At 57.9% G+C, this 26,080-nt stretch carries 28 protein-coding genes; 17 read left to right on the forward strand and 11 right to left on the reverse strand.

The annotated features are described in order from the left end of the window. The first annotated feature begins 68 nt into the window (after nucleotides 1-68). From AC2FI9_RS10850 to lpdA, 7 genes are all read left to right on the forward strand, one after another. Complete coding sequence (locus AC2FI9_RS10850; protein ID WP_496767542.1) at nucleotides 69-644, forward strand: hypothetical protein; 576 nt, start codon at nucleotides 69-71, stop codon at nucleotides 642-644. Beyond that, the gene (locus AC2FI9_RS10855) at nucleotides 641-1,183 is read left to right on the forward strand and encodes a DUF805 domain-containing protein (RefSeq protein ID WP_496767544.1); all 543 of its coding nucleotides are present in this window, start codon (nucleotides 641-643) and stop codon (nucleotides 1,181-1,183) included. Before AC2FI9_RS10850 ends, AC2FI9_RS10855 begins: the two co-directional genes overlap by 4 nt. Beyond that, on the forward strand, nucleotides 1,180-4,137 hold the full coding sequence (locus AC2FI9_RS10860; RefSeq protein WP_496767546.1) for a 2-oxoglutarate dehydrogenase E1 component: 2,958 nt from the start codon (nucleotides 1,180-1,182) through the stop codon (nucleotides 4,135-4,137). Before AC2FI9_RS10855 ends, AC2FI9_RS10860 begins: the two co-directional genes overlap by 4 nt. A 3-nt stretch (nucleotides 4,138-4,140) precedes the next feature. Continuing rightward, entirely contained in the window at nucleotides 4,141-5,655 is a 1,515-nt protein-coding gene (gene odhB, locus AC2FI9_RS10865) for a 2-oxoglutarate dehydrogenase complex dihydrolipoyllysine-residue succinyltransferase (protein ID WP_496767547.1), read from the forward strand. 2 nt (nucleotides 5,656-5,657) lie between these two features. Next, nucleotides 5,658-5,927, forward strand: a complete 270-nt coding sequence (locus AC2FI9_RS10870) for a hypothetical protein (RefSeq protein ID WP_058273540.1) — start codon at nucleotides 5,658-5,660, stop codon at nucleotides 5,925-5,927. A gap of 83 nt (nucleotides 5,928-6,010) precedes the next feature. Continuing rightward, on the forward strand, nucleotides 6,011-6,400 hold the full coding sequence (locus tag AC2FI9_RS10875) for an MAPEG family protein (RefSeq protein WP_496767549.1): 390 nt from the start codon (nucleotides 6,011-6,013) through the stop codon (nucleotides 6,398-6,400). An 89-nt stretch (nucleotides 6,401-6,489) separates the two neighbouring features. Beyond that, complete coding sequence (lpdA, locus tag AC2FI9_RS10880) at nucleotides 6,490-7,878, forward strand: dihydrolipoyl dehydrogenase (RefSeq protein WP_496767551.1); 1,389 nt, start codon at nucleotides 6,490-6,492, stop codon at nucleotides 7,876-7,878. A 19-nt stretch (nucleotides 7,879-7,897) separates the two neighbouring features. Here lpdA and AC2FI9_RS10885 read toward each other — a convergent pair whose 3' ends face one another. Continuing rightward, the gene (locus AC2FI9_RS10885) at nucleotides 7,898-8,476 is read right to left on the reverse strand and encodes a TetR/AcrR family transcriptional regulator (protein ID WP_496767553.1); all 579 of its coding nucleotides are present in this window, start codon (nucleotides 8,474-8,476) and stop codon (nucleotides 7,898-7,900) included. Between the two features lie 102 nt (nucleotides 8,477-8,578). Here AC2FI9_RS10885 and AC2FI9_RS10890 point away from each other — a divergent pair, with 102 nt between their 5' ends. Then, complete coding sequence (locus AC2FI9_RS10890) at nucleotides 8,579-9,172, forward strand: NAD(P)H-dependent oxidoreductase (RefSeq protein ID WP_496767555.1); 594 nt, start codon at nucleotides 8,579-8,581, stop codon at nucleotides 9,170-9,172. A gap of 126 nt (nucleotides 9,173-9,298) precedes the next feature. Here the strand turns inward: AC2FI9_RS10890 and AC2FI9_RS10895 are convergent, their stop codons facing one another. The 5 genes from AC2FI9_RS10895 to AC2FI9_RS10915 form a co-directional block, all read right to left on the reverse strand. Continuing rightward, complete coding sequence (locus AC2FI9_RS10895; protein WP_496767556.1) at nucleotides 9,299-10,171, reverse strand: sterol desaturase family protein; 873 nt, start codon at nucleotides 10,169-10,171, stop codon at nucleotides 9,299-9,301. A gap of 252 nt (nucleotides 10,172-10,423) precedes the next feature. Next, nucleotides 10,424-11,029 (reverse strand): pyridoxamine 5'-phosphate oxidase family protein, encoded by a 606-nt coding sequence (locus AC2FI9_RS10900; protein ID WP_496767558.1) that lies wholly within the window; start codon nucleotides 11,027-11,029, stop codon nucleotides 10,424-10,426. Beyond that, the gene (locus AC2FI9_RS10905; RefSeq protein ID WP_496734331.1) at nucleotides 11,016-11,756 is read right to left on the reverse strand and encodes a lysophospholipid acyltransferase family protein; all 741 of its coding nucleotides are present in this window, start codon (nucleotides 11,754-11,756) and stop codon (nucleotides 11,016-11,018) included. The genes AC2FI9_RS10900 and AC2FI9_RS10905 overlap by 14 nt, the downstream gene beginning before the upstream one ends. Further along, nucleotides 11,756-12,655 (reverse strand): cell division protein FtsX, encoded by a 900-nt coding sequence (locus AC2FI9_RS10910; protein WP_282120101.1) that lies wholly within the window; start codon nucleotides 12,653-12,655, stop codon nucleotides 11,756-11,758. The genes AC2FI9_RS10905 and AC2FI9_RS10910 overlap by 1 nt, the downstream gene beginning before the upstream one ends. Further along, nucleotides 12,652-13,329, reverse strand: a complete 678-nt coding sequence (locus AC2FI9_RS10915) for a cell division ATP-binding protein FtsE (RefSeq protein WP_058273548.1) — start codon at nucleotides 13,327-13,329, stop codon at nucleotides 12,652-12,654. The genes AC2FI9_RS10910 and AC2FI9_RS10915 overlap by 4 nt, the downstream gene beginning before the upstream one ends. 184 nt (nucleotides 13,330-13,513) lie before the next feature. Here AC2FI9_RS10915 and AC2FI9_RS10920 point away from each other — a divergent pair, with 184 nt between their 5' ends. Next, nucleotides 13,514-14,233, forward strand: a complete 720-nt coding sequence (locus AC2FI9_RS10920) for a zinc-ribbon domain-containing protein (RefSeq protein WP_496767561.1) — start codon at nucleotides 13,514-13,516, stop codon at nucleotides 14,231-14,233. Between the two features lie 6 nt (nucleotides 14,234-14,239). Here AC2FI9_RS10920 and AC2FI9_RS10925 read toward each other — a convergent pair whose 3' ends face one another. The 5 genes from AC2FI9_RS10925 to argH all read right to left on the reverse strand — a co-directional run bounded on the left by AC2FI9_RS10925 (nucleotide 14,240) and on the right by argH (nucleotide 19,944). Then, nucleotides 14,240-16,786: a TIGR02302 family protein gene (locus AC2FI9_RS10925; protein ID WP_496767563.1), complete on the reverse strand. Its 2,547-nt coding sequence runs from the start codon at nucleotides 16,784-16,786 to the stop codon at nucleotides 14,240-14,242. 36 nt (nucleotides 16,787-16,822) lie between these two features. Beyond that, entirely contained in the window at nucleotides 16,823-18,088 is a 1,266-nt protein-coding gene (lysA, locus tag AC2FI9_RS10930) for a diaminopimelate decarboxylase (RefSeq protein WP_496767567.1), read from the reverse strand. A 53-nt stretch (nucleotides 18,089-18,141) separates the two neighbouring features. Continuing rightward, on the reverse strand, nucleotides 18,142-18,291 hold the full coding sequence (locus AC2FI9_RS10935) for a hypothetical protein (RefSeq protein ID WP_496722927.1): 150 nt from the start codon (nucleotides 18,289-18,291) through the stop codon (nucleotides 18,142-18,144). Between the two features lie 82 nt (nucleotides 18,292-18,373). Beyond that, entirely contained in the window at nucleotides 18,374-18,556 is a 183-nt protein-coding gene (locus tag AC2FI9_RS10940; RefSeq protein WP_496738898.1) for an argininosuccinate lyase, read from the reverse strand. After that, nucleotides 18,556-19,944: an argininosuccinate lyase gene (gene argH, locus AC2FI9_RS10945; RefSeq protein WP_496767568.1), complete on the reverse strand. Its 1,389-nt coding sequence runs from the start codon at nucleotides 19,942-19,944 to the stop codon at nucleotides 18,556-18,558. Before argH ends, AC2FI9_RS10940 begins: the two co-directional genes overlap by 1 nt. 21 nt (nucleotides 19,945-19,965) lie before the next feature. Between argH and AC2FI9_RS10950 the strand changes: the two genes are divergently transcribed. The 8 genes from AC2FI9_RS10950 to phbB all read left to right on the forward strand — a co-directional run bounded on the left by AC2FI9_RS10950 (nucleotide 19,966) and on the right by phbB (nucleotide 25,854). Then, nucleotides 19,966-20,532 carry a TlpA disulfide reductase family protein gene (locus AC2FI9_RS10950; RefSeq protein ID WP_058273552.1) on the forward strand — a complete coding sequence of 189 codons (567 nt, stop codon included), beginning with the start codon at nucleotides 19,966-19,968 and terminating at the stop codon, nucleotides 20,530-20,532. Nucleotides 20,533-20,624: 92 nt separating this feature from the next. Continuing rightward, nucleotides 20,625-20,954: a hypothetical protein gene (locus AC2FI9_RS10955; RefSeq protein WP_496767571.1), complete on the forward strand. Its 330-nt coding sequence runs from the start codon at nucleotides 20,625-20,627 to the stop codon at nucleotides 20,952-20,954. A 60-nt stretch (nucleotides 20,955-21,014) separates the two neighbouring features. Beyond that, nucleotides 21,015-21,401, forward strand: a complete 387-nt coding sequence (locus tag AC2FI9_RS10960; RefSeq protein WP_496756477.1) for a hypothetical protein — start codon at nucleotides 21,015-21,017, stop codon at nucleotides 21,399-21,401. Next, nucleotides 21,398-22,369, forward strand: a complete 972-nt coding sequence (locus AC2FI9_RS10965) for a sterol desaturase family protein (protein WP_058278810.1) — start codon at nucleotides 21,398-21,400, stop codon at nucleotides 22,367-22,369. Before AC2FI9_RS10960 ends, AC2FI9_RS10965 begins: the two co-directional genes overlap by 4 nt. 90 nt (nucleotides 22,370-22,459) lie before the next feature. After that, on the forward strand, nucleotides 22,460-22,648 hold the full coding sequence (locus AC2FI9_RS10970; RefSeq protein WP_113792041.1) for a hypothetical protein: 189 nt from the start codon (nucleotides 22,460-22,462) through the stop codon (nucleotides 22,646-22,648). A gap of 103 nt (nucleotides 22,649-22,751) precedes the next feature. Next, nucleotides 22,752-23,585 (forward strand): EAL domain-containing protein, encoded by an 834-nt coding sequence (locus AC2FI9_RS10975; RefSeq protein ID WP_496767573.1) that lies wholly within the window; start codon nucleotides 22,752-22,754, stop codon nucleotides 23,583-23,585. A 183-nt stretch (nucleotides 23,586-23,768) separates the two neighbouring features. Further along, a complete protein-coding gene (locus AC2FI9_RS10980; RefSeq protein ID WP_496767575.1) occupies nucleotides 23,769-24,944 on the forward strand; it encodes an acetyl-CoA C-acetyltransferase in 1,176 nt (391 codons plus the stop codon). Nucleotides 24,945-25,131: 187 nt separating this feature from the next. Continuing rightward, nucleotides 25,132-25,854, forward strand: coding sequence for an acetoacetyl-CoA reductase (phbB, locus tag AC2FI9_RS10985; RefSeq protein WP_109312925.1), 723 nt, complete (start codon nucleotides 25,132-25,134; stop codon nucleotides 25,852-25,854). Nucleotides 25,855-26,080 lie beyond the last annotated feature (226 nt).

Below are 26,080 nucleotides of genomic sequence, written 5' to 3' on the forward strand. Positions count from 1 at the left end.
CAACTGAGACAGTCAGAGGGTCTTACATCGGCATGAACTTGAAACGGTTGTCAGCTATACTGTTTGCTATGCCGATGGCGCTCGTTGCGCCGTCTACCGCTAGTGCGATTGATTTTTGGAAGACAATTGGCTTGTGTTCCGCCGGGCTTCAAGCGGAGTCCTTGGAGGCTAACTTTCAAGAGTTTGGCTGGCAGGTGCAAAAACCAGAAGAGAAACGCGCGCTCGACCACTCCGCCATGTTCAATCTGCACTACGGTTTGGCTTGGGGAAAAAACAGTGACTACGACATCGTCCGAGAGTTGTCGTCCCGCGAGTTTCTTGCCAAGCCCGCCGACCCGTATAATCGGGACTTTTACTTTAGCGATCCTAAAGGCGATGCGGTACTGACTGTTCGGTTGCTTGACCAACAGCAGTCGTGCTTTTTGACGTCAAGCCGTCCTCCCTTCAAGGTTGTCAAAGTACGTCAAGCTGAAGAAGTGCGGGATTTTCAAATCGGCAAATTCAGAAAAGATAATACGCAGATAACTCTCTATAATACCCGAGCAATAGCAAACATGGCGTACGAACGGTTTGAAAATGCAACTGTCGACCTGCGTCTCGTATTTGTTGCTTCTGTATCCAACTCTGGAAACGCACAGCAATGACCTTCTCCGACGCCATACGCACCTGTTTTTCCAAGTTCTTCACCTTCTCGGGTCGCGCCTCGCGGCCCGAATACTGGTTCTTTTTCCTGTTCATCGTAATCTGGAACATCATCGCCGGGATCATCGACTGGCAGTTCTTCACTCAGGTCTCGGTCAGCCAGACTGACGAGGTCAAAGCGGTCACTGCGACGTCCTCTGCGCCAGTACAAAGCATCGTTGGCCTGATCGTGTTCATCCCGCATCTGGCCGTCGCGTGGCGGCGGATGCATGATACCGGGCGCAGCGGGCTTTTTGCCTTGCTACCGATCCTGCTGATCCTCGGTGCCGGGGCGGTTCTGTTCTTCGGCATCGGCCTTGCCTCCAGTTTCCAGCATGGCGGCAATCTGGACATCCTGTTCACCCGCGCCACGTTGCTGGTCGTTATCCCGACACTGCTTGTTTTGTTTGTGTCGCCCCTCCTGGTTCTGTGGTGGCTGACCCGCCCCAGCCAGCCAGGCACCAATCAATACGGTCCCAACCCACATGAGGTAGCCCAATGACCGAACATACGCCCAACTCTGCCTTTCATGCCTCAAGCTTTATGCAGGGGCATAATGCCGAATATCTGGAGCAGCTATATGCCCAGTACACCAAGGACCCGAACGCGGTGGATGCTGCCTGGGTCGAGTTCTTCCGGCAGATGGGCGACGCCACACCGGACGTCCAGCGCGAGGCCGAAGGGCCGTCCTGGGCACGGACCGACTGGCCTCCGATGCCGACGGATGATCTGACTGGTGCATTGACGGGAGAATGGGCCGAAATCGATGCTAAGGCAGCGGGCGACAAGATCAAGGACAAGGCCGAGGCCAAGGGCGTTCAGGTAAGCGAAGATCAGATCAAACGTGCGGTTCTGGACAGTCTTCGCGCCCTGATGCTGATCCGGGCCTATCGCATCCGGGGCCATCTAGCCGCTGAACTGGACCCGTTGGGCATGCGTGCCGCCAGCACTCACCCCGAGCTGGACCCGAAGACGTATGGCTTTACCGAAGCCGACATGGACCGCCCGATCTTTATCGACAACGTGCTGGGTTTGCAGATGGCCAGCATGCGCCAGATTGTCGAGATCGTTAAGCGGACCTATTGCGGTACGTTCGCGCTACAGTACATGCATATCTCAAATCCGGAAGAAGCCGCATGGCTGAAAGAGCGGATCGAAGGGTATGGCAAGGAAATCCAGTTCACCAAGGAAGGCCGCAAGGCGATCCTGAACAAGATGGTCGAGGCCGAAGGCTTCGAAAAGTTCCTGCACGTGAAATACATGGGCACCAAGCGGTTTGGTCTGGACGGAGGCGAGGCGTTGATCCCCGCGATGGAGCAGATCATCAAGCGCGGCGGTGCGCTGGGTGTCAGTGATATCGTCATCGGTATGCCCCATCGCGGCCGGTTGAACATCCTGGCCAACGTGATGCGCAAACCCTATCGCGCCATCTTCAACGAGTTTCAAGGCGGCAGCTTCAAACCCGAAGATGTAGATGGTTCTGGCGATGTGAAATACCACCTCGGGGCCTCAAGCGACCGCGAGTTTGATGGCAATTCCGTCCACCTGTCGCTGACAGCAAACCCGTCTCACCTTGAGGCGGTGAACCCGGTCGTACTGGGCAAGGTCCGCGCCAAGCAGGATCAGTTGGGCGACGAAGATCGCACCAGGGTCATGGGCATCCTGTTGCACGGTGATGCAGCTTTTGCTGGTCAGGGTGTTGTGGCCGAAGGGTTCGGCCTGTCCGGCCTCAAGGGCCACAAGACCGGCGGCACAATGCATATCGTGGTGAACAACCAGATCGGTTTTACCACCGCACCACATTTCAGCCGTTCCAGCCCCTACCCCACAGATATTGCCCTTATGGTTGAGGCACCGATCTTCCATGTAAACGGTGACGATCCCGAGGCTGTGACCCACGCTGCCAAAGTGGCGACCGAGTTCCGTCAGAAGTTCCACAAGGACGTTGTCATCGATATCTTCTGCTATCGCCGGTTCGGGCATAACGAGGGCGATGAGCCCATGTTCACCAACCCGATCATGTACAAGAAGATCAAGACACATAAGACCACGCTGTCGCTGTACACCGAACGTTTGGTCAAAGATGGCCTGATTCCCGAGGGTGAGATCGAGGATTTGAAGGCCGCCTTCCAGGCCCATCTGAATGATGAGTTCGAGGCGGGCAAGGACTATAAACCCAACAAGGCTGACTGGCTGGACGGGCGTTGGTCGCATCTGGACAAAAACAAAGAAGAATATGTCCGCGGCGACACTGCAATTAAACCAGAAACACTGGCCCAAATTGGCAACGCGCTGAGCCACGCACCCGAAGATATCGCAGTGCACCGGACCGTCGCGCGTCTTCTGGATCACAAGAAACAGATGTTCGAAAGCGGCAAAGGATTTGATTGGGCCACTGGAGAGGCACTGGCCTTCGGCTCGCTGCTGACCGAAGGCTATCCTGTCCGCCTGTCAGGGCAGGATGCGACACGCGGGACGTTCAGCCAGCGTCATTCGGGTTTTGTGCATCAGGAAACTGAAGAGCGGTACTATCCGCTGAACAACATTCGCGAAGGCCAGTCTAAATACGAAGTGATTGACTCGATGCTCAGCGAATATGCGGTTCTGGGTTTTGAATACGGGTTTTCGTTGGCCGAGCCAAATGCACTGACCCTGTGGGAGGCACAGTTTGGCGATTTTGCCAACGGCGCGCAGATCATGTTCGACCAGTTCATCAGTTCGGGCGAAAGCAAGTGGCTACGGATGTCCGGTTTGGTTTGCCTGTTGCCGCACGGTTTCGAAGGGCAAGGACCGGAACACTCGTCCGCACGTCTGGAACGGTTCCTGCAGATGTGTGGTCAGGACAACTGGATCGTGGCCAATTGTACGACACCGGCGAACTATTTCCACATCCTGCGCCGTCAGTTGCACCGCACCTTCCGCAAGCCGCTGATCCTGGTGACGCCGAAATCGCTGCTGCGCCACAAGATGGCGGTCAGCAAGGCAGAAGAGTTCACCACAGGCTCTAGCTTCCACCGCGTGTTGTGGGACGACGCACAACAAGGAAATTCGGACACCCAACTGGTCAAGGACGACAAGGTTAAACGCGTGGTGATGTGTTCCGGAAAGGTCTACTACGACCTGCTGGAAGAACGCGATGCGCGCGGTATCGACGATGTCTATCTGATGCGGATCGAGCAGTTCTATCCCTTCCCGGCGCATTCGCTGATCAACGAGCTTGAGCGCTTTAAGGGTGCCGAGATGATCTGGTGTCAGGAAGAGCCCAAGAACCAGGGCGCCTGGACCTTTATCGAGCCGAATATCGAGTGGGTTCTGACCCGCATCGGTGCCAAGCACACCAGGCCGCGTTATGTCGGCCGCGCCACATCGGCCTCTCCCGCGACGGGTCTGGCCAGCCAACACAAAGCCCAACAAGAAGCGCTGGTCGACGAAGCGCTGAGCATTGAAGGAAAATAATCGATGTCCATTGAAGTTCGAGTTCCCACGCTTGGCGAGTCGGTGACCGAAGCCACGGTTGCGACATGGTTCAAAAAACCCGGCGACGCCGTAGCCGTTGATGAAATGTTGTGCGAGTTGGAGACCGACAAGGTCACAGTCGAAGTTCCTTCTCCCGCTGCTGGCGTGATGGGCGAAATCGTCGCCGCCGAAGGTGAAACCGTTGGCGTTGACGCGCTGCTGGCCACTATTGCCGCAGGCGAAGGCGCAGCCCCTGCCCCGGCAGCAGCTCCGGCCCCGACTGCGGCGGCAGCTCCGGTGGCGTCGGGCGGCAGTGTCGACGTGATGGTGCCAACCTTGGGTGAATCCGTGACCGAAGCGACTGTTTCGACATGGTTCAAGCAGGTCGGTGACAGCGTCGCGCAGGATGAGATGCTGTGCGAGCTGGAAACAGACAAGGTCTCGGTCGAGGTTCCCGCCCCGGCTGCAGGCGTTCTGGCAGAAATCGTCGCCCCCGAAGGCGCGACAGTCGAAGCTTCGGCCAAACTGGCGGTGATTGCAGGCGCAGCGGCTGGGTCAGCTGCTGCTCCGGCTCCTGCGGCAGCAACCCCGGCTGCAGCAGCAAGCACCGGCAAGGACATTGCCAACGCCCCGTCCGCCGAAAAGGCTATGGCAGAGGCAGGTTTGTCTGCGGATCAGGTCACCGGCACCGGTCGGGATGGCAGGATCATGAAAGAAGATGTGGCCCGAGCAGCGGCAACAGCAGCTGCCCCGGCGCCCGCTGCGGCAGCTCCGGCCCCGGCACAAGCGCCACGGGCACCGGTTGCTGCGCAGGATGCGGCCCGTGAAGAGCGCGTGCGGATGACCCGCCTGCGCCAGACCATCGCCAAGCGTTTGAAGGATGCGCAGAACACGGCTGCAATCCTGACCACCTTCAATGAGGTGGACATGACCGAGGTGATGGCCCTGCGCAACGAATACAAAGACCTGTTCCAGAAGAAACACGGTGTGAAGCTGGGCTTTATGTCCTTCTTCACCAAGGCGTGCTGCCACGCGCTGAAAGAGGTTCCCGAAGTCAACGCCGAGATTGACGGCACAGACATCGTCTACAAGAACTTCGTTCACATGGGCGTCGCCGCCGGTACGCCTCAGGGTCTGGTTGTTCCGGTCATCCGAGACGCCGACAGCATGTCCTTTGCCGATATCGAAAAGGCCATTGCCGAAAAGGGCAAGCGCGCCCGTGATGGCAAATTGTCCATGGCAGAGATGCAGGGCGGCACCTTCACTATCTCGAATGGTGGTGTCTATGGCTCGCTGATGTCGTCGCCGATCCTGAACCCACCACAATCGGGTATCCTTGGCATGCACAAGATCCAGGACCGTCCGATGGTCATCAATGGTGAGATCAAGATCCGCCCGATGATGTATCTGGCACTGTCCTATGACCACCGGATTGTTGACGGCAAGGGCGCGGTGACGTTCCTTGTACGTGTGAAAGAGGCGCTGGAAGACCCGCGCCGTCTGCTGATGGATCTGTAATCATGGCGACACATGTACTCTGGCAAGCCGACGTGGCCGACTTTGATGTCTGGCTGAAGGTGTTTGAAGAAGACAAACCGATGAGAGAGGCCGCGGGCATCCGCGACCTCCATATCTGGAAAGACCCTGATCGCAAGGACCACGCGGTCGCGTTGTTCGAGATCACCGATCTCGACCGAGCCCAGAGCTTCATCGAATCCGAAGAGCTGGCCATGCACCACGAACGTGGTGGCGTGGCACATATCCAGACCAAGGTTCTGGACCCTGTCTGAAAGCATTAGGCTGCGCCTCCCATTGGGGGCGCGGCACAAACGGATAACGCGATGACTTTCGACAGCTCAAAGGGAACCACTGGATGACCACGGAACTAACCGTCCTGACCCTTGCCGCATTACTTTGGGTCGCGCAATTCGTGGTCTATCTGGCTGCCGGGCACGGTAAGATTGACCTTGGCCTTGCGGTTGGCCCGCGAGATATTCCTTTTGACAAACCGGGGGTTTCGGGGCGTCTGCACCGTGCCCTCAGCAACCACACCGAAGGGTTGGTTCTGTTCGCAATTGCGGCGCTTGTCGTGACGGTTTCGGGCCAGTCGAACGGGCTCACTGCGGCCTGTAGCTGGATCTATTTGATCGCCCGCATCCTCTACGTCCCCGCCTACGCATTGGGTTGGACGCCTTGGCGAACTGTGATTTGGATTGTTGGCTTGTTGGCCAACACCGTAATGTTGCTGGCGGCTGTCTTTTGATTCAGTCGCTGGCGTGGATAAAGTAATGGGGAAACGCCCTGGCGCGCATACAAATGTCGCCATCCCCGTAATCGATAAGGACCTGACACATGGCAAATTATGACGTTATCGTAATCGGATCAGGCCCCGGCGGCTATGTTTGCGCCATCCGTTGCGCTCAGCTGGGCCTGAAGACTGCCTGCGTCGAAGGGCGTGAAACTCTGGGCGGCACGTGCCTGAACGTGGGCTGTATCCCGTCCAAGGCGCTGCTGCATGCCAGCCATCAACTGCACGAGGCCGAGCATAACTTTGCCAAGATGGGCCTGAAGGGCAAAAGCCCCTCGGTCGATTGGAAACAGATGCAGGGCTACAAGCAGGAAACGATCGACGGCAATACCAAGGGTATCGAGTTCCTGTTCAAGAAAAACAAGATCGACTGGTTGAAAGGCTGGGGCTCGATCCCTGCCGCGGGTCAGGTCAAAGTGGGTGATGAGGTTCACACCGCAAAGAACATCATCATCGCATCCGGGTCCGAACCGTCCTCTCTGCCCGGTGTCGAGGTGGACGAAAAGGTTGTGGTGACTTCGACCGGAGCTTTGTCCCTGAACAAGGTTCCAAAGAAGTTGGTGGTGATCGGCGCGGGCGTGATCGGACTGGAATTGGGCTCGGTCTATCAGCGTCTGGGCGCTGAGGTGACTGTGGTCGAATTCCTCGACGCGATCACCCCCGGCATGGACCCCGAAGTTCAGAAGACCTTCCAGCGCATCCTCAAGAAACAAGGCCTTAAATTTGTCATGGGTGCGGCGGTTCAAAAGACCGAAGCCACCAAGACCAAGGCCAAAGTGACTTACAAGCTGCGCAAGGATGACAGCGAACATGTGATCGAAGCTGATACAGTTCTGGTCGCCACCGGGCGCAAACCGTACTCGGATGGTTTGGGTCTGGAAGCGTTGAGTGTTGAAATGACACCGCGTGGTCAGATCAAGGTGGGGGCCGATTGGCAGACAAACGTGCCGGGCATCTACGCTATCGGTGACGTGACCGAAGGCCCCATGCTGGCGCACAAGGCCGAAGATGAAGGTATGGCCGCAGCCGAGCAGGTTGCGGGCAAGCATGGGCACGTGAACTACGGCGTCATCCCGGGTGTGATCTACACATGGCCCGAGGTCGCCAATGTTGGCGAAACCGAAGAGACGCTGAAAGAACAGGGGCGCGCCTATAAGGTCGGCAAGTTTATGTTCATGGGCAACGGCCGCGCCAAAGCGAACTTAATGACCGATGGGTTTGTCAAAATCCTGGCCGACAAGGAAACTGATCGCATTCTGGGCTGCCACATCATCGGCCCCGGTGCGGGCGATCTGATTCATGAAGTCTGTGTGGCGATGGAGTTCGGCGCCTCGGCCGAAGATCTGGCCCTGACCTGCCACGCCCACCCAACTTATTCGGAAGCCGTGCGTGAGGCTGCGTTGGCCTGTGGCGACGGACCGATTCACAGTTAATATTAAACCCCGGCCGCCGTCAGGTTGCCGGGGTTAACCACGCGTCCAGATAGATTTCCAACCTGTCTGAAAAACTCTCTGCTTCATGCAGAGCGCAGAACTTCAGCGACATTGACTGAATAGCAAAAGCCTGAACCCCCTCGGCCAACAAGTCGGGGGAAATGTCCTTGCGCACCTTCGCGGTTTCCAACCAACCAGCGACCAGTCGGACATAGCGTTCGAAGCAACGCGCTATGGGCCCGATCTCGGTTATTGCGGTAGCGCCTGAGTACCGGATGATCAGATCGAACACATAACGCTCTGACGTCATGAAGGCGTGGATCGGTTGCAGGGCATCGGCGATTTCGGGGGCTGTGCGTGGGGCGGGGCCCTGTTCGACCTGATCGAAACAGGCAACCAGCCTCTCACCAATCAGCATTTCCATCAGCGCGTCTTTGTCCCGGAAATGCGCAAAAAAGGTTCCCTTTGCGACCCCGGCTGCCTGAACCACGTCTTCCACTCGCAAAGCCTGATAGCCGTTTCTTTCGATAACGTCCTCTGCCGCCTCAATTAATCGGGCGCGCGTTTTAAGGGTTCTCTTTTGAACTGTCTTTTGCATATGCCCTGTTCGCATGTTTTTTGACCGTGGTCAAATTTTGTAATTGACCGTGGTCATTTTTTCCACTTATAAACTGACCATGGTCATTTTTGGAGATTCGCGATGCAACCTAAGAAAATCCTGATCCTCGACGGACACCCAGGCGAAACCAGCCTGTCCCGAACATTTGCTGAAACCTATGCTGACGCGGCCAAACGACAGGGGCACGACGTTCGCATGATTCACCTAAGCGACCTGCAATTTGACCATGACTTCGGTCAGGGAAACTATGAGGACTTCAAACCGTTGGAACCCGCATTGGAACAAGTGCTGCAGGATCTTGAATGGAGCGAACACCTTGTCCTGACGGCACCGATGTGGTGGGGCGGCTTGCCGGCCAAGCTGAAAGGTTTGATTGACCGGGCATTCATCCCCGGACGCACCTTCGACACGCGGAATACTACAAGGATCGGCTTTCCAGCACCTATGCTGACAGGGCGCACAGCGCGGGTCATCCTGACCTCGGACACGCCGGGCTGGTTCATGCGTTTGATCTACAGGCAAGCCCTGATCCGCCAGATCCGCGATCAGATTCTGGGATTTGTCGGCTTCAAACCGACCCGGTTCACTTACTTTTCGGGCGCCAGCTATCCCAAACCCGGCAGCGTGGATCGTTGGATATCAAAGGTAGCCCGGATCGGTGCCGCGGCAGCCTGATCCCGTGCTTACCCGACCTATTCAAGGCCGCTCATAAAGTTGCGCTCGCCTACGGCGGCAGGTCGATCCAATAGTGAATTCAATATGGGACAACCCGGGCGCAACCGGGTGGTCGACCGATTAACATTATTCCGCTGGCTCGTTGGTGACAGAGTTAGATTGAGCCGACGGCTTTTTGGGCCGGAACAGACGCCACGCATCCTGGAACGGCAACACGTACAGTTTCAGGCAAGAGTCCAACCTCAGGCCGTTGTCCTTTTCCGTTACACCAAATTTCACGTCCCTGTTGTCTTCAGGCATCACGTAAGTGCCGAAAACCACATCCCAGAATGGGAACATGAAAGCAAAGTTCTTGTCCAGGTGATCCGGGTGACAGCTGTGATGCACGTGATGATGCGCGGGTGACGGAAATACTTTTGACCAAACACCGGGCCAACGCAGCCATATATGGGAATGGCGCAAATTATAGCCCGCGAAGTTAAACAGGAACATAAAAACCGGAACGCCCAAAATAACAGGTAGGTTGGGGTGATACCCCAAGATCCGGAAAGTGAAGCCGGTGATAGCCCCCCCGCCCAAACCAATCAAAATATTGTAAAAAAAATTATCAATCGGATGCTCGCGGAAGTTGGAAATCGGGTGCATCACTTCAGCGCTGTGATGGACTTTGTGAAATTGCCACAAAAGCGGGATTTTATGCTGTAGATAGTGCGCAAAAAAGCCAAGAAAATCTGCGACAAGGAACAGTACAGCCATATACGCAACGGTGATACCGGCGCCTGTCCAACCCTCTAAGGATTGTGCCGGAGCAGCTTCATTGATACTGAACCCGCCGCTCGCCCAATAGTAGGACAGAGCCGCAGCAGCAGCGGACAGGCCAATCATCAAGAAGTGACCAATAAACATATGAAAAAAGAAGTATCGGACATCAAGCCAAGCTGATGGGTGCCTCCAGACCTTTTTAGGGAACAGAAAACCAACAAAGCTCTTTTCGCCCAAAACCTCAGATGTGTTTTTTCGATTTCTGACGTAAATCCAGAACGCGATCAAAACCGAACTGCACAAATAAACGTAGTAGATTCGATTAACGGGATCGAACGGATACATAAGTACATTCCGAACGTGTTCAAAAAACGAGTTCAGAAGGGATTGTAACTGCTGCATTGTGGCCTCGGATCGTTTTTTACATCCTTAATTTTGGCCGAGCATTTGTCCACACTAGTGACAATTCCGTGACGATTTGTGGTCAGTTCACCACATCGTCTTTGCGGCGCGCGCACCCCATTCGCGATCATATTGCGTGCCGCCTTCCTCGCCGCCCGACGCCTCGGCGAGGATTTCACCGACGGTCGGCACATGCGCGGTCTCGTCGCCACTGACCCAGGTACGGGCGCGCATCAAAGCGCGGGCGCATTGGGTGTAAATCTCAGTGATTTCTATAACGATTACTGTTGCTGGTTTTTTGCCCTGCTTTTCGAACTGCGCGCGCAAATTTTCATCAGCCGTCACATGCGCCGTGCCATTCAATCGCACGACACTGTTGGACCCCGGCACCATGAACATCAACGACACTCGCGGGTCGCGCACGATATTGCGCAGACTGTCCAGCCGGTTATTTCCGCGCCAGTCAGGCATCGCCAGTGTGTGCGGATCAAGTTCCAGTACAACCGGGCCGTCGTCACCTCGCGGGCTGCCATCGACACCCTCGGGCCCGACGGTGCTGAGGATGCACAGGCGCGACGCCATGATCCATTTGCGATAAAGCGGAGTAAGGTGTCTGGCCACTTTGCGCAGTGAAGGCGCGCCCGGTGTGCCGTAGAGCGCCTCAAGCGTTTCGATGTTCTTAATGAGCTCCATCCGGTTCAAACCCCACTTCTCGCATCAATGCATTGGATCGTGTTTCGATCACGTCTTCCAGACGTCCAAGAAATTGATCCCGCCCCACACCCGGTTCGATCGGGTCAAGAAAGTCGACGATTGCAAGACCAGGTTTGCGCATAACCCCGGTACGCGGCCAGAAAACACCAGCATTCGTCGCAACCGGCACACAAGGAAAGCCCAGTCCTTCATACAGAACCGCTGTCCCGACCTTGTAGGGTTTCTTCGCCCCCGGTGCGACGCGCGTGCCCTGCGGGTAAATCACAAGCTGCCCGGGCTCTGAGAACTCTTTGGCCACGTCTTTGACCATCTTGGCGACGGCAGCACCCTTTCTGCCGCGATCAACCGGTATACACCCAAGGCGGCGGGCATAGAGACCGATAACCGGGGTATACAGCAGTTCCCTTTTCATAATGAACTTGCCGTGCGGAATGGCGCTGAAAATCATGATGATGTCCAGGAAGGACTGGTGTTTGGCTCCGATCACGACCTCGTCCACGGGAACGTTTCCGCGAACCTCACAACGGATGCCAACCATCCAGCTGGCCAACCAGATCGTCGATCGCGCGTAGGTTTTACAGGCTTGCAATGCCCCGCGTTTGGTAAACAGCGCGTAGGGCGCGAAAACGATACCAAGGATCAGCATCCACGCATAAATCACGATCATGAAGATCAAAGAGCGCACCCATTGGATCGCTGTAGCCATCACGAAAGCTCCTTCAATTTGCGCACGGCCGCTGTCCAGGTGGCCAAGAACGCCACCGCAGCCCCCAGCAGAGGTATCAGCGCAGGCAACAGCCAGCCAACCCCCTGAAAACCCAATCCGGTCAGAAACCCGCCTTCAACTGAGGCTTCGGGCAACAGCAGAACACCGGTCATGCCGAACAGCACGCCAACGAGGGCACCGAAGAAAGCGCGATATGTGAACCGCCGTACAAATGCGCTGGCGATAAAACGATCACGGGCACCGACAAGGCGCAGGACTTCGATGATTTGGGCATTGGCCGCCAGTGAGGCATTGGCCGCCAGCGTGATCATCGCCGCCGTTGCGCCGCCAATCAGCAGGATAGACACCCAGCCCAATCGCCGCAGCGAGTTTGCCGCCTCGACCAGCGGCTCGCGCCAGCGTGAATGGTCGTCCAGCACGGCGCCGGGCACTTCGGCGCCAAGTCGCAAGCGCAAGCCAGCGGTATCTAGACCCGGTTCGCCCTCGATGATTTCTATCAGTTGCGGAATAGGCAGCGTATCCAGCGGCAAATCAGGACCGAACCACGGGGACAAAAGCGCGACCTGTTCCTCTGCGGTCAGGGCGCGTGCCGACGCAACGCCTGGGGTTTGGGCCAGCACGGTCAGCGCGGCCTCGGTCTGGGCGGAAAGCTGTTCGGCGGGCGCGTTTATACGCAAAGTGGCAGCCCCTGCTAGTTCCGATGCCCAACGGTCGGCCAGCCGGCCTGATGCCAGCGACAAGGCAAGCGCGAAAACGGCCAGAAAGGCCATCGCGCCAGAAACGAACAGTGTCAGCTGCGCCGTGTAGCCGGATGGTGGAACAACCCGATCTGCGCGTTTGTCGCGCACCAGCATGCTGCGGATGGTGCCCTTGTTCATAGATCCGCCCCCGCCAATTGAATCTGGCGTTGCGATATCCGAAGGACACGGGCCTGAACCTGGCTTTTGGCCGCGCGGATTAGGCTCAGGTCATGGGTCGCGATCAGCACGGTCTTGCCCATCTTGTTCAACTCGACCAGCAGGCGCAGCAATCGCTGGGACATTTCCCAATCCACATTGCCGGTCGGCTCATCGGCCAGCACAACGTCCGGCGACAAGATAACCGCCCGCGCCAAAGCTGCGCGCTGACGCTCACCCCCGGAAAGCTCCGGCGGAAGCGCATCGAGCCGTGTGCCCAGCCCGACCCAGTTCAGCAATTCCAGCAGGTCTTCTTTCTGCGCATTCTCGCCTTTACCGGACACCATCAATGGTAAAGCGACGTTTTCAGCCAAGGTCATATGGTCCAGAAATCGGCAATCCTGATGCACGACCCCGATCCGGCGACGCAGCAGCGCCATCTGATCTCGGTCCAGGCGTGCAATGTCCTGCTCAAATGCGGTCATCCGTCCTGATGTGGCCAGCAACGCGCCATAACATAGCTTGAGCAAGGTCGTCTTGCCCGCACCCGACGGACCGGTCAGAAAATGGAACGACCCCGGCTGCAACTGAAGCGATACGTCGCTCAGCAACTCACCATCACCATAGGTGTAGCTGACGTTTTCCAGCTCGATCACAAGGGCCCCCAATTATTGTTGCCGCCCTTCTTGCCCGAGCGCGGTTGTGGTTTCAATGCCTGCACCGGGTCGAATTGGTGACACTTGCCGTGTGAAACCGAAAACACCCTTTGCGGTCAGGTCTTAACGGAATAACATCCCTGAAAAAACTATTATCAGGTCGGGCCCCCGACCGGGAGGCAGCATGCGTCTTACTTGTCCGAATTGTGGTGCTCAGTACGAAGTGCCAGACGAGGTCATTCCCGAGGAAGGCCGCGATGTGCAGTGTTCCAATTGCGAAAAGACTTGGTTTCAGGCCAAATACCCCGAAACTGCATCTGAACCGGTAAAGCCGGAACCGCCCGCGGACGAACCCGCGGCAAAGGCGGAAACGCCAGAGATTGTCGCGAAACCTATCGAAGAGCCCGAACCTGCCGCAGCTTCCTCGACCGGCAATGTCGACCCGGCGGTTGCCAACATCCTCAAGGAAGAAGCGGCCCGCGAAGCAGACCTGCGCGCCCACGAAGGCAGCAGCCTTGAGACGCAGACCGATTTGGCTCTCGACGCGCCGCCCGAAGTGGAAAAAGCCGCCAAGGACCTGATCGCGACAGAAACCGCAAAGGATTTCGGTCAGAAAGACGCGCTGCCGGATGTCGAGGCAATCAATTCCAGCCTGCGCAGCGACGATCCCTTGCCAAAGCTGGACGAGGACATGCCCCCGCCCCGCAAGTCTGGCGGGTTCCGGCGCGGGTTCCTTCTGATTCTGGTTGTCGGGGTGACCCTGCTGCTGATCTACAGCAATTCCCAGAAGATTTCCGAAGCGGTGCCGCAGGCTGATCCGGTTCTCAACAGCTATGTCTCTCTGGTGGATCAGGCGCGTTTGTGGCTTGAGGCGCAGACCGGGTCTGGCACCTCTCAGAACTGACTAAGATCAGAACCTTTCTAACAGGCGTTTGAGGTATTCCAGTTCGATCTGGGGGCGATCCGATTCCCCAGTCCGGCGGCGGATTTCGTCCAGCAATTCGCGGGCGCGACGATAGACATCTTCACCCTGCAACAGGTTTTCATCGGTCGAGATTGTGCCATTGGCCCCCGGGCTGCGTCCCAATGGGTCACGGTTGTCGGCTTGCATATCTCCTTCCTGCGACCCTTGGCCCGGCTGGTTCTGCTGGTTTTGGGCCAGTGCTTCGCCCAGAGATCGCATCCCCTCGCGCAGAGCCTCCATCGCTTCGGATTGTTGGTCGATTGCTTCGGCCAGATCATCGCCGCGCAGGGCTTCTTCGGCGCCCTCCATCGCGCGCCCGGCTCGGTCCAGCGCATCGCGCGCGGCGTCACCTTCAGGGGTTCCGGTACCGGGCAATCCTTGCTGCTGCCGGTTCAGCTCATCGCGTAAGGCCTGTTGGCGATCTGCAAGTGACCCCTGGCCTTGCTGGCTGCCGCTGCCCTGTTCGTCAGTCCCCTGACCCTGACCGCCTTGTCCTTCGTGGCTCTGGCCCCGGCCCTGCCCACCCGAGCGGCCTTCGTTGCCCTGGCTTTCGCCGGCTTGCGCGCCGGGGTTGAACTGTTCCTGCAGATCACGGAAGGCTTGATCGCTCAGACCTTGCTGTTCGCGCAGAGTTTCGGCCAATCCTTCCATCGCCTGCTGGCCTTCGGACTGTTGTCCCTGACCCTGGCCCTGGGTAACGCGCATATTCTCCATCATCTGCTGGAACTCTTCCAGCGCTTGCTGCGCCTCGGCCATGCGGCCCTGTTCCATCAGCTCCTGAATTCGGTCCATCATGCGTTGCAGGTCGTCCTGCGCCATTTGCATGGACTCGCCGTCCTGACCTTGCTGGTTCTCGTCGAACTCGCCGTTTTCCTGCGCCAGACGTTGCAATTGGCGCATGTAGTCCTGCGTTGCCTCGCGCAGTTCCTGCATCAACTCGGCGATCTCTTCATCCGTGGCACCGTTTTTCATCGCCTCTGTCAGGCGCTCCTGCGCCCGGCGCATGCGTTCCAGAGCGTCGGCAAGGGTACCGTCTTCTATCAGAACGCCTAGCTCCCAAAGCGCCTCGGCGATTTCTGCCTGCTGTTCCGGTTTCAGGCCGTACTCGTTGAACATCTCCAAACGGCGCAGGATCACGCGCAGGCGCAGATAGGCGGTGTCGGACCGGAAAAGCTCTTCGGGCAAGTGCGATACCGCCCGCAGCATTTGCGAAACCCGGGTCGCGTTTTCGCGCGTCCACAGCAGATCGCGGCGCTGTTCGATCACGGCGGCGGCCAGCGGGTCAAAGAACCGGCGCGCGGGCAGCGCAGTCGCATAAGGCTCGGATTGCCCCTCTTGATCCGCCGCGTCTCGGGCCATCAGGGTTACTTTTACCGGCAAATGCGCCCATGGATGCTGTGAAAAATCCTCGATTAGATCTTCGGTGAAATCCGCCCGATCACCGGTGATCGGCATGGGCAGTTCAACCTTGATGACCTCGCGCGGCTCAGGCGCAGAGGTCAAACCATACCGGCGGTCGACCGAGGCCAGATCCAGTTCGATCACCGCCGAGCCGGATACCACGCCATAATCATCGCTGGCAGCAAATGGCAGTTTCATCTGACCGCCGGCCTCGGACTCGGCGGAACCGGCCACGGCCACCTGTGGGCGGGTATCCGCAATAACGTTCAGCGCCCAATCGCGGCCCGATGGGCCGTCGATTTTGAACTGGCCCGAGCGTTCGACGACAAAATCCTGCTCCGGCTCGGTGGCCGCCTCAGTGCCCAAAGGCGTGGTGGTTTCCGTCAAACTGTGCGCGCCGATTTCCCCGTAGAAGCGAAGAGTGATACGACTGCCCTGCGGAACGGACAACGTCGGATCGGATTGATCAGCCAAATACAGCGTCGGTAGCCCGGTGTAACGCGGCGGCTCAACCCAGCCTTCCCAGCTGGGCCCTTGCCCTGCCACAGCAGCGCCCGGCGTCATCTCGGCCACCGAGCCGATGCGCCAGAACGACCCGAACATCGCCGCGATCACCAGCGCCAGCAGTGCTGAATAACGCAGCGCATAAGGGTCGCGATCCGCCAGCCGCAAATCGGGTTTGACAGGTTCCGCCTGCGCAACACGTCGCGCCATCCTATTCTGGTGCGCGCGCCACAACGCGACAGAATCCGTGTCCATCGCGCCGATGGCCTGATCATCTATCAAAGCTTGGATAGGCCGCCCCGGCATCGCCGCATCCAGCCGCATCAGCGCTTCGGCACGTGAAGGGAAATGGAATCGCCTTGCACCAACAAACAGCGTAGCGGCCAGCCCCAACAGTGCGACAGCGCCCACACCCCAGACGATTTCAACGCGGACCTCGTCCTGCAAGCCCAGCATCAAAGCCGCCAGAATCGCCATCAGAACCGAGAAAAAGGGCCAAAACGCGCGCAAAAACTGCTCGGCCAGCATCCCTGCGTGCGTCAGCCACAGGGACAGTCTTGGGATCGGCAGGTTGTGTTTTGCGCGCAAAGCGGGCCTCCTGATCGGGCCCACGCGCCTATCGCGTCAAAGCCACTCAGGTATGGTATCGCGGTTTATGATTTCGTCAAAGCTTGGCCGTTCACGAATAACTGCAAATTGATCCCCGTGCACAAGAACCTCTGGGATCAGGGGACGGGTATTGTACTCGCTGGACATCACCGCGCCATAGGCCCCGGCACTGCGGAAGGCGACCAGATCGCCCGGTGAAAGGGGCGGCATGTTGCGTTCCTTGGCAAAGGTATCGCCGCTTTCGCAAACAGGGCCGACAATGTCATAGGGTTGCTGTTCAACGCCCGGAGCGGGTTCATTTACGGCAACGATGTCATGATGTGCCTCGTACATCGCCGGACGGATCAGGTCGTTCATCGCGCCGTCGAGGATCAGAAAATCACGGCCCTCGCCAGATTTCACGTAGATCACCTTGCTGACCATCAGTCCGGCATTTCCAGCAATCAGGCGACCGGGTTCGATCTCGATCTCACAGCCCAGATGGCCCAGCGTTTTCTTGATCAACGCGCCATACTCCAACGGCAACGGTGGGGCGTCATTGGCGCGGGTGTATGGAATGCCCAACCCTCCGCCCAGATCAAGACGGCGGATGTTGTGACCCTCAGACCGCAGCTTTTCGGTAAGTTCGGCGACCTTGGTGTAGGCCAGCTCGAACGGCTCCAACTCGGTCAGTTGCGAGCCGATGTGGACGTCGATACCGATCACCTCCAGCCCAGGAAGGCTGGCTGCGTGGGCATAAACCTCAGATGCGCGGGCGATCGGGATGCCAAACTTGTTCTCGGACTTGCCAGTCGCGATTTTGGCGTGGGTTTTTGCGTCAACATCAGGATTCACCCGAACGGTGATCGGTGCAACCACGCCCAGTTCCAAAGCGATGGCGTTGATCACTTCCATCTCAGGCTCGGATTCAACATTGAACTGGCGGATACCGCCGCTCAGCGCAGCGCGAATCTCATCCGCGGTCTTGCCAACACCCGAGAACACGATCTTGTCGCCCGGCACGCCCGCCGCCTTGGCACGCAGGTATTCCCCGCCCGAGACCACGTCCATTCCCGCACCGGCCTGTGCCAGCGTCTTCAGGATCGCCTGATTGCTGGCCGCCTTCATCGCATAGCAGACCAGATGATCCATGCCGTCCAGCGCATCGTCGAACAGCTGGAAATGCCGCAATAGCGTCGCGGTGGAGTACACATAGAACGGTGTTCCGACCGCAGCTGCGATTTCGGAAATCGGGACATCCTCGGCGTATAGCGCGCCGTCGCGGTAGAGAAAGTGATCCATGACTGCGCGCTTAGACCAAAATGGCCACGCGGATCAATGGATTCCGCGCAAGATCAGTTCGATGTGGAAACACCGACCCGGCCATAGCCAGAGATTTTGATGCCGTTCCCGGTTGATGTCTCTGCGGGCTCAGGGCGGGGTTTATATGTGGGGTCGCAAGCTGCCAGTACGACAAGCGACAGGATCAGGCCGATGGTTTTCATTGTCTTGACTTCTTTTTTGATTTTGGCGCTCGGCCACTATGCCGTTCAAATAGGCATGGTAATGCGAGATTGCTATCGACGATTACAGCCCCAGGAAAACGCCGAGCCCGCCGCGTCGTAGGCCGACCCCGACACCGCCATAGGTGCCGCTGCTGCCGACACCGATATTTGCGCTCATCGTGGGTTGGATGGGTTCGCCGTCCGCTCCGCAGCCGGCCAGAAGAGCCCCGGCCGAAATAAGAAGCACCACACGTAGTATCCGCATCACACCAGCGCCTTCCACCGCTTGACCTGGGCACGCACCTGATCTGGTGCCGTGCCGCCATAAGACTGGCGTGAGTTTACCGAATTTTCGACGGTAAGGACAGAATAGACATTGTCGGTGATGTCCGCATGGACCGATTGCATGTCTTCCAGCGTCAGATCAGGCAGGTCACAACCCTTGCTTTCCGCCATGGCGACCAGCGATCCGGTAACGTGGTGCGCGTCGCGGAACGGCAGGCCCGGCACACGGACCAGCCAATCGGCCAGATCGGTCGCAGTCGAAAAACCAGACCCTGCGGCGGCAGCAAGGCTTTCGCGGTTGGCCGTCATGTCCTTGACCATGCCTTCCATCGCGGCCAGAGCAAGCATCCAGTTGTCGGCGGCGTCAAACACCTGTTCCTTGTCTTCCTGCATGTCCTTGGAATACGCCAGCGGCAATCCCTTCATAACCATCATCAGCGCAGTATTGGCGCCGTAAATCCGACCCACTTTGGCACGGATCAGTTCTGCGGCATCAGGGTTCTTTTTCTGCGGCATGATCGACGATCCGGTCGAGAACCGGTCAGAAAGCGTAACAAACCGGAACTGAGCCGAAGACCAGATGACCAGCTCTTCGGCAAAGCGCGACAAGTGCACAGCGCAGATTGAGGCGGTCGACAGGAACTCGAGCGCGAAATCACGGTCGCTGACCGCATCCAGTGAGTTGGCGGCGGGGCGGTCAAAGCCCAGCGCCTCAGCCGTCATCTGACGATCGATGGGGAAGGACGTTCCAGCCAGCGCGGCTGCACCCAAGGGGGATTCGTTCATCCGGGCGCGGGCATCGCGGACGCGGGACAGGTCACGGCCGAACATCTCGACATAAGCCATCATATGATGGCCCCAAGTCACTGGCTGGGCGGTTTGCAAGTGGGTGAAGCCAGGCATGACCCAATCAGCGCCAGCCTCAGCCTGCGCCAAAAGCGCGCGGATCAGGGCCAGCAGACCGGATTCAGCCGCATCAAACTGATCACGGACCCATAGTTTGAAATCGGTCGCCACCTGATCATTGCGCGACCGGCCTGTGTGCAAACGGCCTGCGGGTTCGCCAATCACCTCTTTCAGGCGCGCCTCGACATTCATGTGGATGTCTTCCAGCGCGGTCGAGAACTGAAATTCTCCGTTCTGGATTTCTGACAAAACGGTGAGCAGCCCTTCCCGAATAGCCTGCGCATCACTATCAGTAATAACACCTGTGGCAGCCAGCATGGCGGCATGGGCACGCGAGCCTGCAATGTCCTGGGCTGCCATCCGCTGATCGAACCCGATCGAGGCATTGATCGCCTCCATGATCGCGTCTGGACCGGCGGCAAAGCGGCCGCCCCACATCTGGTTCGAAGATTGATCGGTCATGTAAGAAAACCCGGAGTTGATATGCGCCTATTTCGTCTGATCCCCCTTTATATGGCCCTCGCGTTGGGTGCAAACGCGGCTTTGGCCACGGATGCCGAAACTCTAGCACCGCTCCGGGAGGACTCCTTAAAACGGCTGATCCTGCACAAAGAGCCAAAGCCAGTCGAAGCAGTTGAATTTCAGCTTGAGGATGACGGCGGCACCGCGACGCTTGCGGATTACAAGGGCAAGTATGTTCTGTTGAACTTCTGGGCCACCTGGTGCGCGCCGTGTCGCAAGGAAATGCCCCAGATCGCCGAGCTGCAAGAAGAATTCGGCGGCGACAAGTTCGAGGTCGTGACACTGGCCACAGGGCGTAACTCGCCAGCCGGGATCAAGAAGTTTTTCGAGGAAAACGGCATCGACAACCTGCCACGTCATCAGGACCCCCAATCGGCAGTTGCACGCAAAATGGGCGTGATCGCCCTGCCAATCACTGTCATTCTCGACCCCGACGGCAACGAGATTGCCCGCCTGATCGGAGATGCCGAGTGGAATTCGGACAGCGCCAAGGCCATCGTTTCAACCCTTGTCGAGGGCAACAGCTGAAGCATCAGGCCTTCCTGAACGTTTTGTGTTATGCTGAAACCGGCCCAGATGGGCCGGTTTTCGTTTGCAACCTGAAGGAAGGGGAGACGACGATGAAACCGGTAGTTCTGTTGATTGGAAAATTGCCCAACGTGATCGGTGATGTTGCGCGTCAATTGGATCACCTTCCGATCCAATGGCTTGGCGCGCATGATCAGGAAGAAGTCAAACGGCAGCTGGACGAAGAGCCGCGCATCGCCTGCGCGATCATGGGTGCCGGTCTCGATGACAGGATACGCGGCGAGATGGTGGGAATCATCGCGGCGCGCAGGCCCGATATCTGTATCCACCTAAAGGATCGCGCCTCGGGGTCGGACGGATTGGTGCCGTTTGTCCAGCGAGTTGTCCAGTATGAGGTTCTGGACAGTCTGGAACATAGCTGACGCGACGCCACCTTTGACAGCCTGCCTGCCGCTTTGCACTCTGCCGCGCAGGAGGACGGAATGCCGCTTGAAATTCTATTGGTTCTGGTGGTCGGAGGCATCGCCGGGATAACCCTGTTGCTGCACCTGACAGGCAGATCCCGATTGCGCGTGCTATCGCCCGAATTGGCGTGGTCAGAATGGCTGCGTCATGCGCCGGATGATTCGATCATCGATGTCACCGTTGCACATGACGGGCACGCGGCCCTGATCCGAACCGAAACAGGAAATGGTCTGCTGTGGTCTTTTGGTGCAGACACCGTTGCCCGGCACCTGCTGGACTTTGATCTGCTGGATCACCCGCAAGGGTTCCAGGTTCAATTCCACGACTTCGGAACGCCCAAAGCCATAATCCACCTTGACGAACGCGAACGCCGCCACTGGCAGCACCTGATGGAGCCCGCATGACCGACCACGTGACTTTCCCGGACGCCGTGCAGTGGGCCGTCCCCTTTTTCATAGCTGCTATTCTGGCCGAGTTTCTGTGGATCGCCGTCAAAGGACGCGGCGGCCGCTATGAGACGCGGGACGCTGTTACATCGCTGATCATGGGAGCTGGCAACATCGCATCCGGCTTTCTGTTGGGGTTTATCGCCTATGCATTCTTCATGTGGCTGTGGCAGATCACGCCGTTGAACCTGGGCACCTCTATCCCCGTTATCCTTCTGTGCTTTGTGCTGGATGATTTCCGCTATTACTGGGTGCACCGCTTTGGTCACCGCATTCGCTGGGTCTGGGCCAGCCACGTGAACCACCACAGCTCGCAACACTACAACCTGACCACCGCCCTGCGTCAGACATGGACCTATACGTTTACCTTCATGATGGTGGTTCGCGCGCCTTTGATCCTATTGGGTTTCCATCCGGCGATGGTGTTGTTCGTCGGTGGTCTGAACCTGATCTACCAATTCTGGATTCATACTGAAGCCATCGGCAAGATGCCCCGCTGGTTTGAGGCGGTGATGAACACGCCCAGCCACCACCGCGCCCATCATGGTCGCAATGCACGCTACCTGGACTGCAACTATGCCGGCGTTTTCATCATCTGGGACAAGCTGTTCGGGACCTTCGTGCCGGAACAGGAAGACGACCGCGTCGACTATGGGCTGGTTCACAATATCGGCACCTTCAACCCACTGCGTGTGGCCTTTCACGAATGGGTTGGAATTTGGCGCGACGCGACACAACCGGGCCTGACGATGCGTCAGCGACTGGCGTATTGCTTTGCCCCCCCCGGCTACAGCCATGATGGCAGCCGGGACAATTCCGAACAGATTAAAGCCAAGCATCTGGACCGCCACCCGGAAGATCGTGGAACGCCAGGATTCGAACAATTCGACACCAAACAGCCCAATACGCAGGCAAAACAGGCCTGATGCCGCCGACCTATCCGACCTGATTCTTGAAATCCGGCCCTCGCGTCCCATATCCAATCGATGTGTGCAGTGCGAGTAACCGGAGGCAACATGACCAGACTGACAACCCTTTCCACCGTTATGGGCCTTACCGGAGTGGTGCTCGCTATGTTGACGGCGTTGGCTGGAGGTGCAACGGGGATCGTCGCGTTGGGCTTTGGCATGATGCTTTTGGGCTTCATGGGTGCGCTGGTCGGTGGCTTTGCAGCGCTGGGACGCATCTGGGAAACGACACGGTAACCCAAGCCTGACCTTAAACAATTGCGTTTGTCTTAACCGCAGATTCATACCTTTCCTCTGAAATCGTCACCAGACCGGCGGCGCTAAAGGAAACGGGTTGTACATGCGGAAGAAGGTACTGGCAGATTTGCCCGAAGGTGGGGACAGCCCCTTGAACGCGGCTGTCAAATCCCGCGATGCCTCGACGATTGAAATGGCGACCGAAGCGGTGAAGCACAAACAGTGCAAACTGGCCTTTCAACCGGTGATGCAGGCGAACAGGCCGCATGACGTGGCCTTCTACGAAGGCTTCATCAGAGTGCTGGACGAAACCGGTCGGGTCATCCCCGCGCGCGAGTTCATGCCACAACTGGAAAACACTCCAATCGGGCGCGAGCTGGACTGTGTCGCGCTTGAAATGGGATTGCGGACGCTGACCAAAAACCCCGACATTCGCCTGTCCATCAACATGTCAGCCCGATCGATCGGTTACGCGCGATGGTCACGTGTGCTGGAGCGGTTTTTGAAGAAAGATGCCAATATCGGCGAAAGGCTGATTTTGGAAATCTCAGAAAGCTCGGCCATGACGGTGCCTGAGCTGGTGATCGATTTCATGGACCGTCTGCAGCCGCGCGGTATCGCCTTTGCGCTTGATGATTTTGGGGCAAGCAATTTCAGCTTTCGAAATTTTCGCGAGTTTTTCTTTGATGCCGCCAAGATCGACGGCCAATTCATCCACGGAATCGGCGAAAATCCGGACAATCAGGCGCTGGTGCGGGCCTTGATCGCCGTGGCGCGGGAATTCGAGATTCTGGTGACCGCCGAATCAGTCGAAACACAGAAGGATGCCGAATTCCTTATCGCCAACGGCGTCGACTGCCTGCAGGGGTTCCTGTTTGGCGCCCCTACCGTTTCCGCCCCGTGGAAGGCGGAAAAGCGCAAACATACAGCCAGTTAGAGTGATTTATCCGGTCCACGCCCGACCTGAGGCAAGCTGACCGTTGCTGCAACTGCAGCGTTGCGCTATGCCATGTGGAGTTGGAGCGGGGAACATGAGGCGCTCTTACTGCCACAGAGTTATCTTTGTGCGATCCGCGCCGTCGAATATCCCGCAGGACCTTGACGGTAAAGGATTGTCTAAATGACCAACGTAGTAATCGCATCCGCCGCGCGTACCGGAGTGGGCAGCTTTGGCGGCTCGTTTGCAAACACACCAGCGCATGATCTTGGGGCCGCCGTACTGGAGGCCGTAGTAGAACGCGCAGGCGTGGAAAAGGGCGAAGTCAGCGAAACCATTCTGGGACAGGTGCTGACGGCAGCTCAGGGTCAGAACCCCGCCCGTCAGGCACATATCAACGCCGGTCTGCCACAGGAAAGCGCAGCATGGGGCCTCAACCAGGTTTGCGGCTCTGGTCTGCGGGCCGTTGCTTTGGGTGCTCAGCACATCCAACTGGGCGACGCTGATATCGTGGCTGCCGGTGGTCAGGAAAACATGACCCTTTCGCCCCACGCCGCCGCTCTGCGTGCAGGTCAAAAGATGGGCGACATGAAGTACATCGACACGATGATCCGCGATGGTCTGTGGGATGCTTTCAATGGCTATCACATGGGCCAGACCGCTGAAAACGTCGCCGAGAAATGGCAGATCAGCCGTGACATGCAGGACGAATTCGCCGTCGCGTCGCAGAACAAGGCTGAAGCCGCGCAAAAGGCTGGCAAGTTCGCCGACGAAATCACCCCCTTTACCATCAAGACCCGCAAGGGCGACATCGTGATGGACGCTGACGAGTACATTCGCCATGGCGCCACCATGGAAGCGATGGCAAAGCTGCGCCCGGCCTTCACCAAGGACGGTTCGGTCACGGCCGCAAACGCATCCGGCCTGAATGACGGCGCGGCGGCGACCCTGCTAATGTCCGCCGAAAATGCTGAAAAGCGCGGAATCGAGCCACTGGGCCGTATCGCATCCTATGCAACCGCCGGTCTGGACCCGTCGATCATGGGCGTAGGCCCGATCTACGCTTCGCGCAAAGCGCTGGAAAAAGCGGGCTGGTCCGTTGACGATCTGGATCTGGTCGAGGCGAACGAAGCGTTTGCCGCACAGGCCTGCGCCGTGAATAAGGACATGGGCTGGGATCCGTCGATCGTGAACGTGAACGGCGGCGCCATTGCCATCGGTCACCCGATCGGCGCTTCGGGCTGCCGCGTTCTGAACACGCTGCTCTTCGAAATGAAACGCCGCGACGCGAAGAAAGGTCTCGCCACTCTCTGCATCGGCGGCGGCATGGGCGTCGCCCTGTGCGTGGAGCGCGACTAAGTGCTTTGACAAGCGAATAGAAAAGGGCGTCCCTTGGGCGCCCTTTTTTGTTACATTGGGGCCTTAACCCAAAGATGCGACGATATTGCCACGCGGAATTTAGAAAATCATGACGAAACAATATTGCGCACGATCGCCTCTCAAAGTAACAGCATTACCAAGACGACTTTAATTGGAGGATTCCTAAATGGCACGTACAGCACTCGTTACCGGCGGCTCCCGCGGCATCGGCGCAGCAATTTCCAAGGCGCTCAAGGCCGAAGGGTACAATGTTGCAGCCACCTATGCGGGGAACGACGAAGCCGCCGCGAAGTTCACCGAAGAGACCGGCATCGCCACCTACAAGTGGAACGTCGCTGATTATGACGAATCCAAAGCCGGAATTGAAAAAGTCGAAGCCGAGGTTGGCGCGATCGACATCGTGGTTGCAAACGCGGGCATCACTCGCGACGCACCCTTCCACAAGATGACCCCCGAACAGTGGCACCAGGTAATCGACACCAACCTGACCGGCGTGTTTAACACAGTGCACCCTGTCTGGAACGGCATGCGCGAGCGTAAGTTCGGCCGTGTCATCGTCATCAGCTCGATCAATGGTCAGAAGGGCCAGTTCGCTCAGGTGAACTATGCCGCGACCAAAGCAGGCGATCTGGGCATCGTGAAATCGCTGGCGCAAGAAGGCGCGCGTGCAGGCATTACCGCCAACGCGATCTGCCCCGGCTATATCGCAACCGAGATGGTGATGGCTGTTCCCGAAAAAGTCCGCGAATCCATTATCGGCCAGATCCCAGCAGGTCGCTTGGGTGAGCCCGAAGAAATCGCGCGCTGTGTGGCGTTCCTGGCATCCGACGATTCTCAGTTCATCAATGGCTCGACCATCTCGGCCAACGGTGCGCAATTCTTCGTCTGATCTGAAGCGTAGAAAAGACAACGGGCCGGTCCATTGCGGACCGGCCCTTTTTTATCCCGTAAGAACGCGCGCGCTGCGCTCAGCGGGAACCGAATAGCCACATAAGGGCGTGTTTGATCATCTTGCCACGTTCAGCATGGGCCCGCTGAAAGGCACGGGCAGCTGCGGGGTTGGTCGTCATTTCGATCATAGCAGTCTTCCTTTCAGTTCAGCTGTGTTTGACTTG

Source organism: Ruegeria sp. CDSA246, from assembly GCF_059611225.1.

What these genes read in the sequence shown, in the direction of transcription:
- AC2FI9_RS10850 (WP_496767542.1), top strand. Translation starts at nt 69, where the DNA reads ATGCCGATGGCGCTCGTTGCGCCGTCTACCGCTAGTGCGATTGATTTT.
- AC2FI9_RS10855 (WP_496767544.1), top strand. Translation starts at nt 641, where the DNA reads ATGACCTTCTCCGACGCCATACGCACCTGTTTTTCCAAGTTCTTCACC.
- AC2FI9_RS10860 (WP_496767546.1), top strand. Translation starts at nt 1,180, where the DNA reads ATGACCGAACATACGCCCAACTCTGCCTTTCATGCCTCAAGCTTTATG.
- odhB (WP_496767547.1), top strand. Translation starts at nt 4,141, where the DNA reads ATGTCCATTGAAGTTCGAGTTCCCACGCTTGGCGAGTCGGTGACCGAA.
- AC2FI9_RS10870 (WP_058273540.1), top strand. Translation starts at nt 5,658, where the DNA reads ATGGCGACACATGTACTCTGGCAAGCCGACGTGGCCGACTTTGATGTC.
- AC2FI9_RS10875 (WP_496767549.1), top strand. Translation starts at nt 6,011, where the DNA reads ATGACCACGGAACTAACCGTCCTGACCCTTGCCGCATTACTTTGGGTC.
- lpdA (WP_496767551.1), top strand. Translation starts at nt 6,490, where the DNA reads ATGGCAAATTATGACGTTATCGTAATCGGATCAGGCCCCGGCGGCTAT.
- AC2FI9_RS10885 (WP_496767553.1), bottom strand. Translation starts at nt 8,476, where the DNA reads ATGCAAAAGACAGTTCAAAAGAGAACCCTTAAAACGCGCGCCCGATTA.
- AC2FI9_RS10890 (WP_496767555.1), top strand. Translation starts at nt 8,579, where the DNA reads ATGCAACCTAAGAAAATCCTGATCCTCGACGGACACCCAGGCGAAACC.
- AC2FI9_RS10900 (WP_496767558.1), bottom strand. Translation starts at nt 11,029, where the DNA reads ATGGAGCTCATTAAGAACATCGAAACGCTTGAGGCGCTCTACGGCACA.
- AC2FI9_RS10905 (WP_496734331.1), bottom strand. Translation starts at nt 11,756, where the DNA reads ATGGCTACAGCGATCCAATGGGTGCGCTCTTTGATCTTCATGATCGTG.
- AC2FI9_RS10910 (WP_282120101.1), bottom strand. Translation starts at nt 12,655, where the DNA reads ATGAACAAGGGCACCATCCGCAGCATGCTGGTGCGCGACAAACGCGCA.
- AC2FI9_RS10920 (WP_496767561.1), top strand. Translation starts at nt 13,514, where the DNA reads ATGCGTCTTACTTGTCCGAATTGTGGTGCTCAGTACGAAGTGCCAGAC.
- lysA (WP_496767567.1), bottom strand. Translation starts at nt 18,088, where the DNA reads ATGGATCACTTTCTCTACCGCGACGGCGCGCTATACGCCGAGGATGTC.
- AC2FI9_RS10935 (WP_496722927.1), bottom strand. Translation starts at nt 18,291, where the DNA reads ATGAAAACCATCGGCCTGATCCTGTCGCTTGTCGTACTGGCAGCTTGC.
- AC2FI9_RS10940 (WP_496738898.1), bottom strand. Translation starts at nt 18,556, where the DNA reads ATGCGGATACTACGTGTGGTGCTTCTTATTTCGGCCGGGGCTCTTCTG.
- argH (WP_496767568.1), bottom strand. Translation starts at nt 19,944, where the DNA reads ATGACCGATCAATCTTCGAACCAGATGTGGGGCGGCCGCTTTGCCGCC.
- AC2FI9_RS10950 (WP_058273552.1), top strand. Translation starts at nt 19,966, where the DNA reads ATGCGCCTATTTCGTCTGATCCCCCTTTATATGGCCCTCGCGTTGGGT.
- AC2FI9_RS10955 (WP_496767571.1), top strand. Translation starts at nt 20,625, where the DNA reads ATGAAACCGGTAGTTCTGTTGATTGGAAAATTGCCCAACGTGATCGGT.
- AC2FI9_RS10960 (WP_496756477.1), top strand. Translation starts at nt 21,015, where the DNA reads ATGCCGCTTGAAATTCTATTGGTTCTGGTGGTCGGAGGCATCGCCGGG.
- AC2FI9_RS10965 (WP_058278810.1), top strand. Translation starts at nt 21,398, where the DNA reads ATGACCGACCACGTGACTTTCCCGGACGCCGTGCAGTGGGCCGTCCCC.
- AC2FI9_RS10970 (WP_113792041.1), top strand. Translation starts at nt 22,460, where the DNA reads ATGACCAGACTGACAACCCTTTCCACCGTTATGGGCCTTACCGGAGTG.
- AC2FI9_RS10975 (WP_496767573.1), top strand. Translation starts at nt 22,752, where the DNA reads ATGCGGAAGAAGGTACTGGCAGATTTGCCCGAAGGTGGGGACAGCCCC.
- AC2FI9_RS10980 (WP_496767575.1), top strand. Translation starts at nt 23,769, where the DNA reads ATGACCAACGTAGTAATCGCATCCGCCGCGCGTACCGGAGTGGGCAGC.
- phbB (WP_109312925.1), top strand. Translation starts at nt 25,132, where the DNA reads ATGGCACGTACAGCACTCGTTACCGGCGGCTCCCGCGGCATCGGCGCA.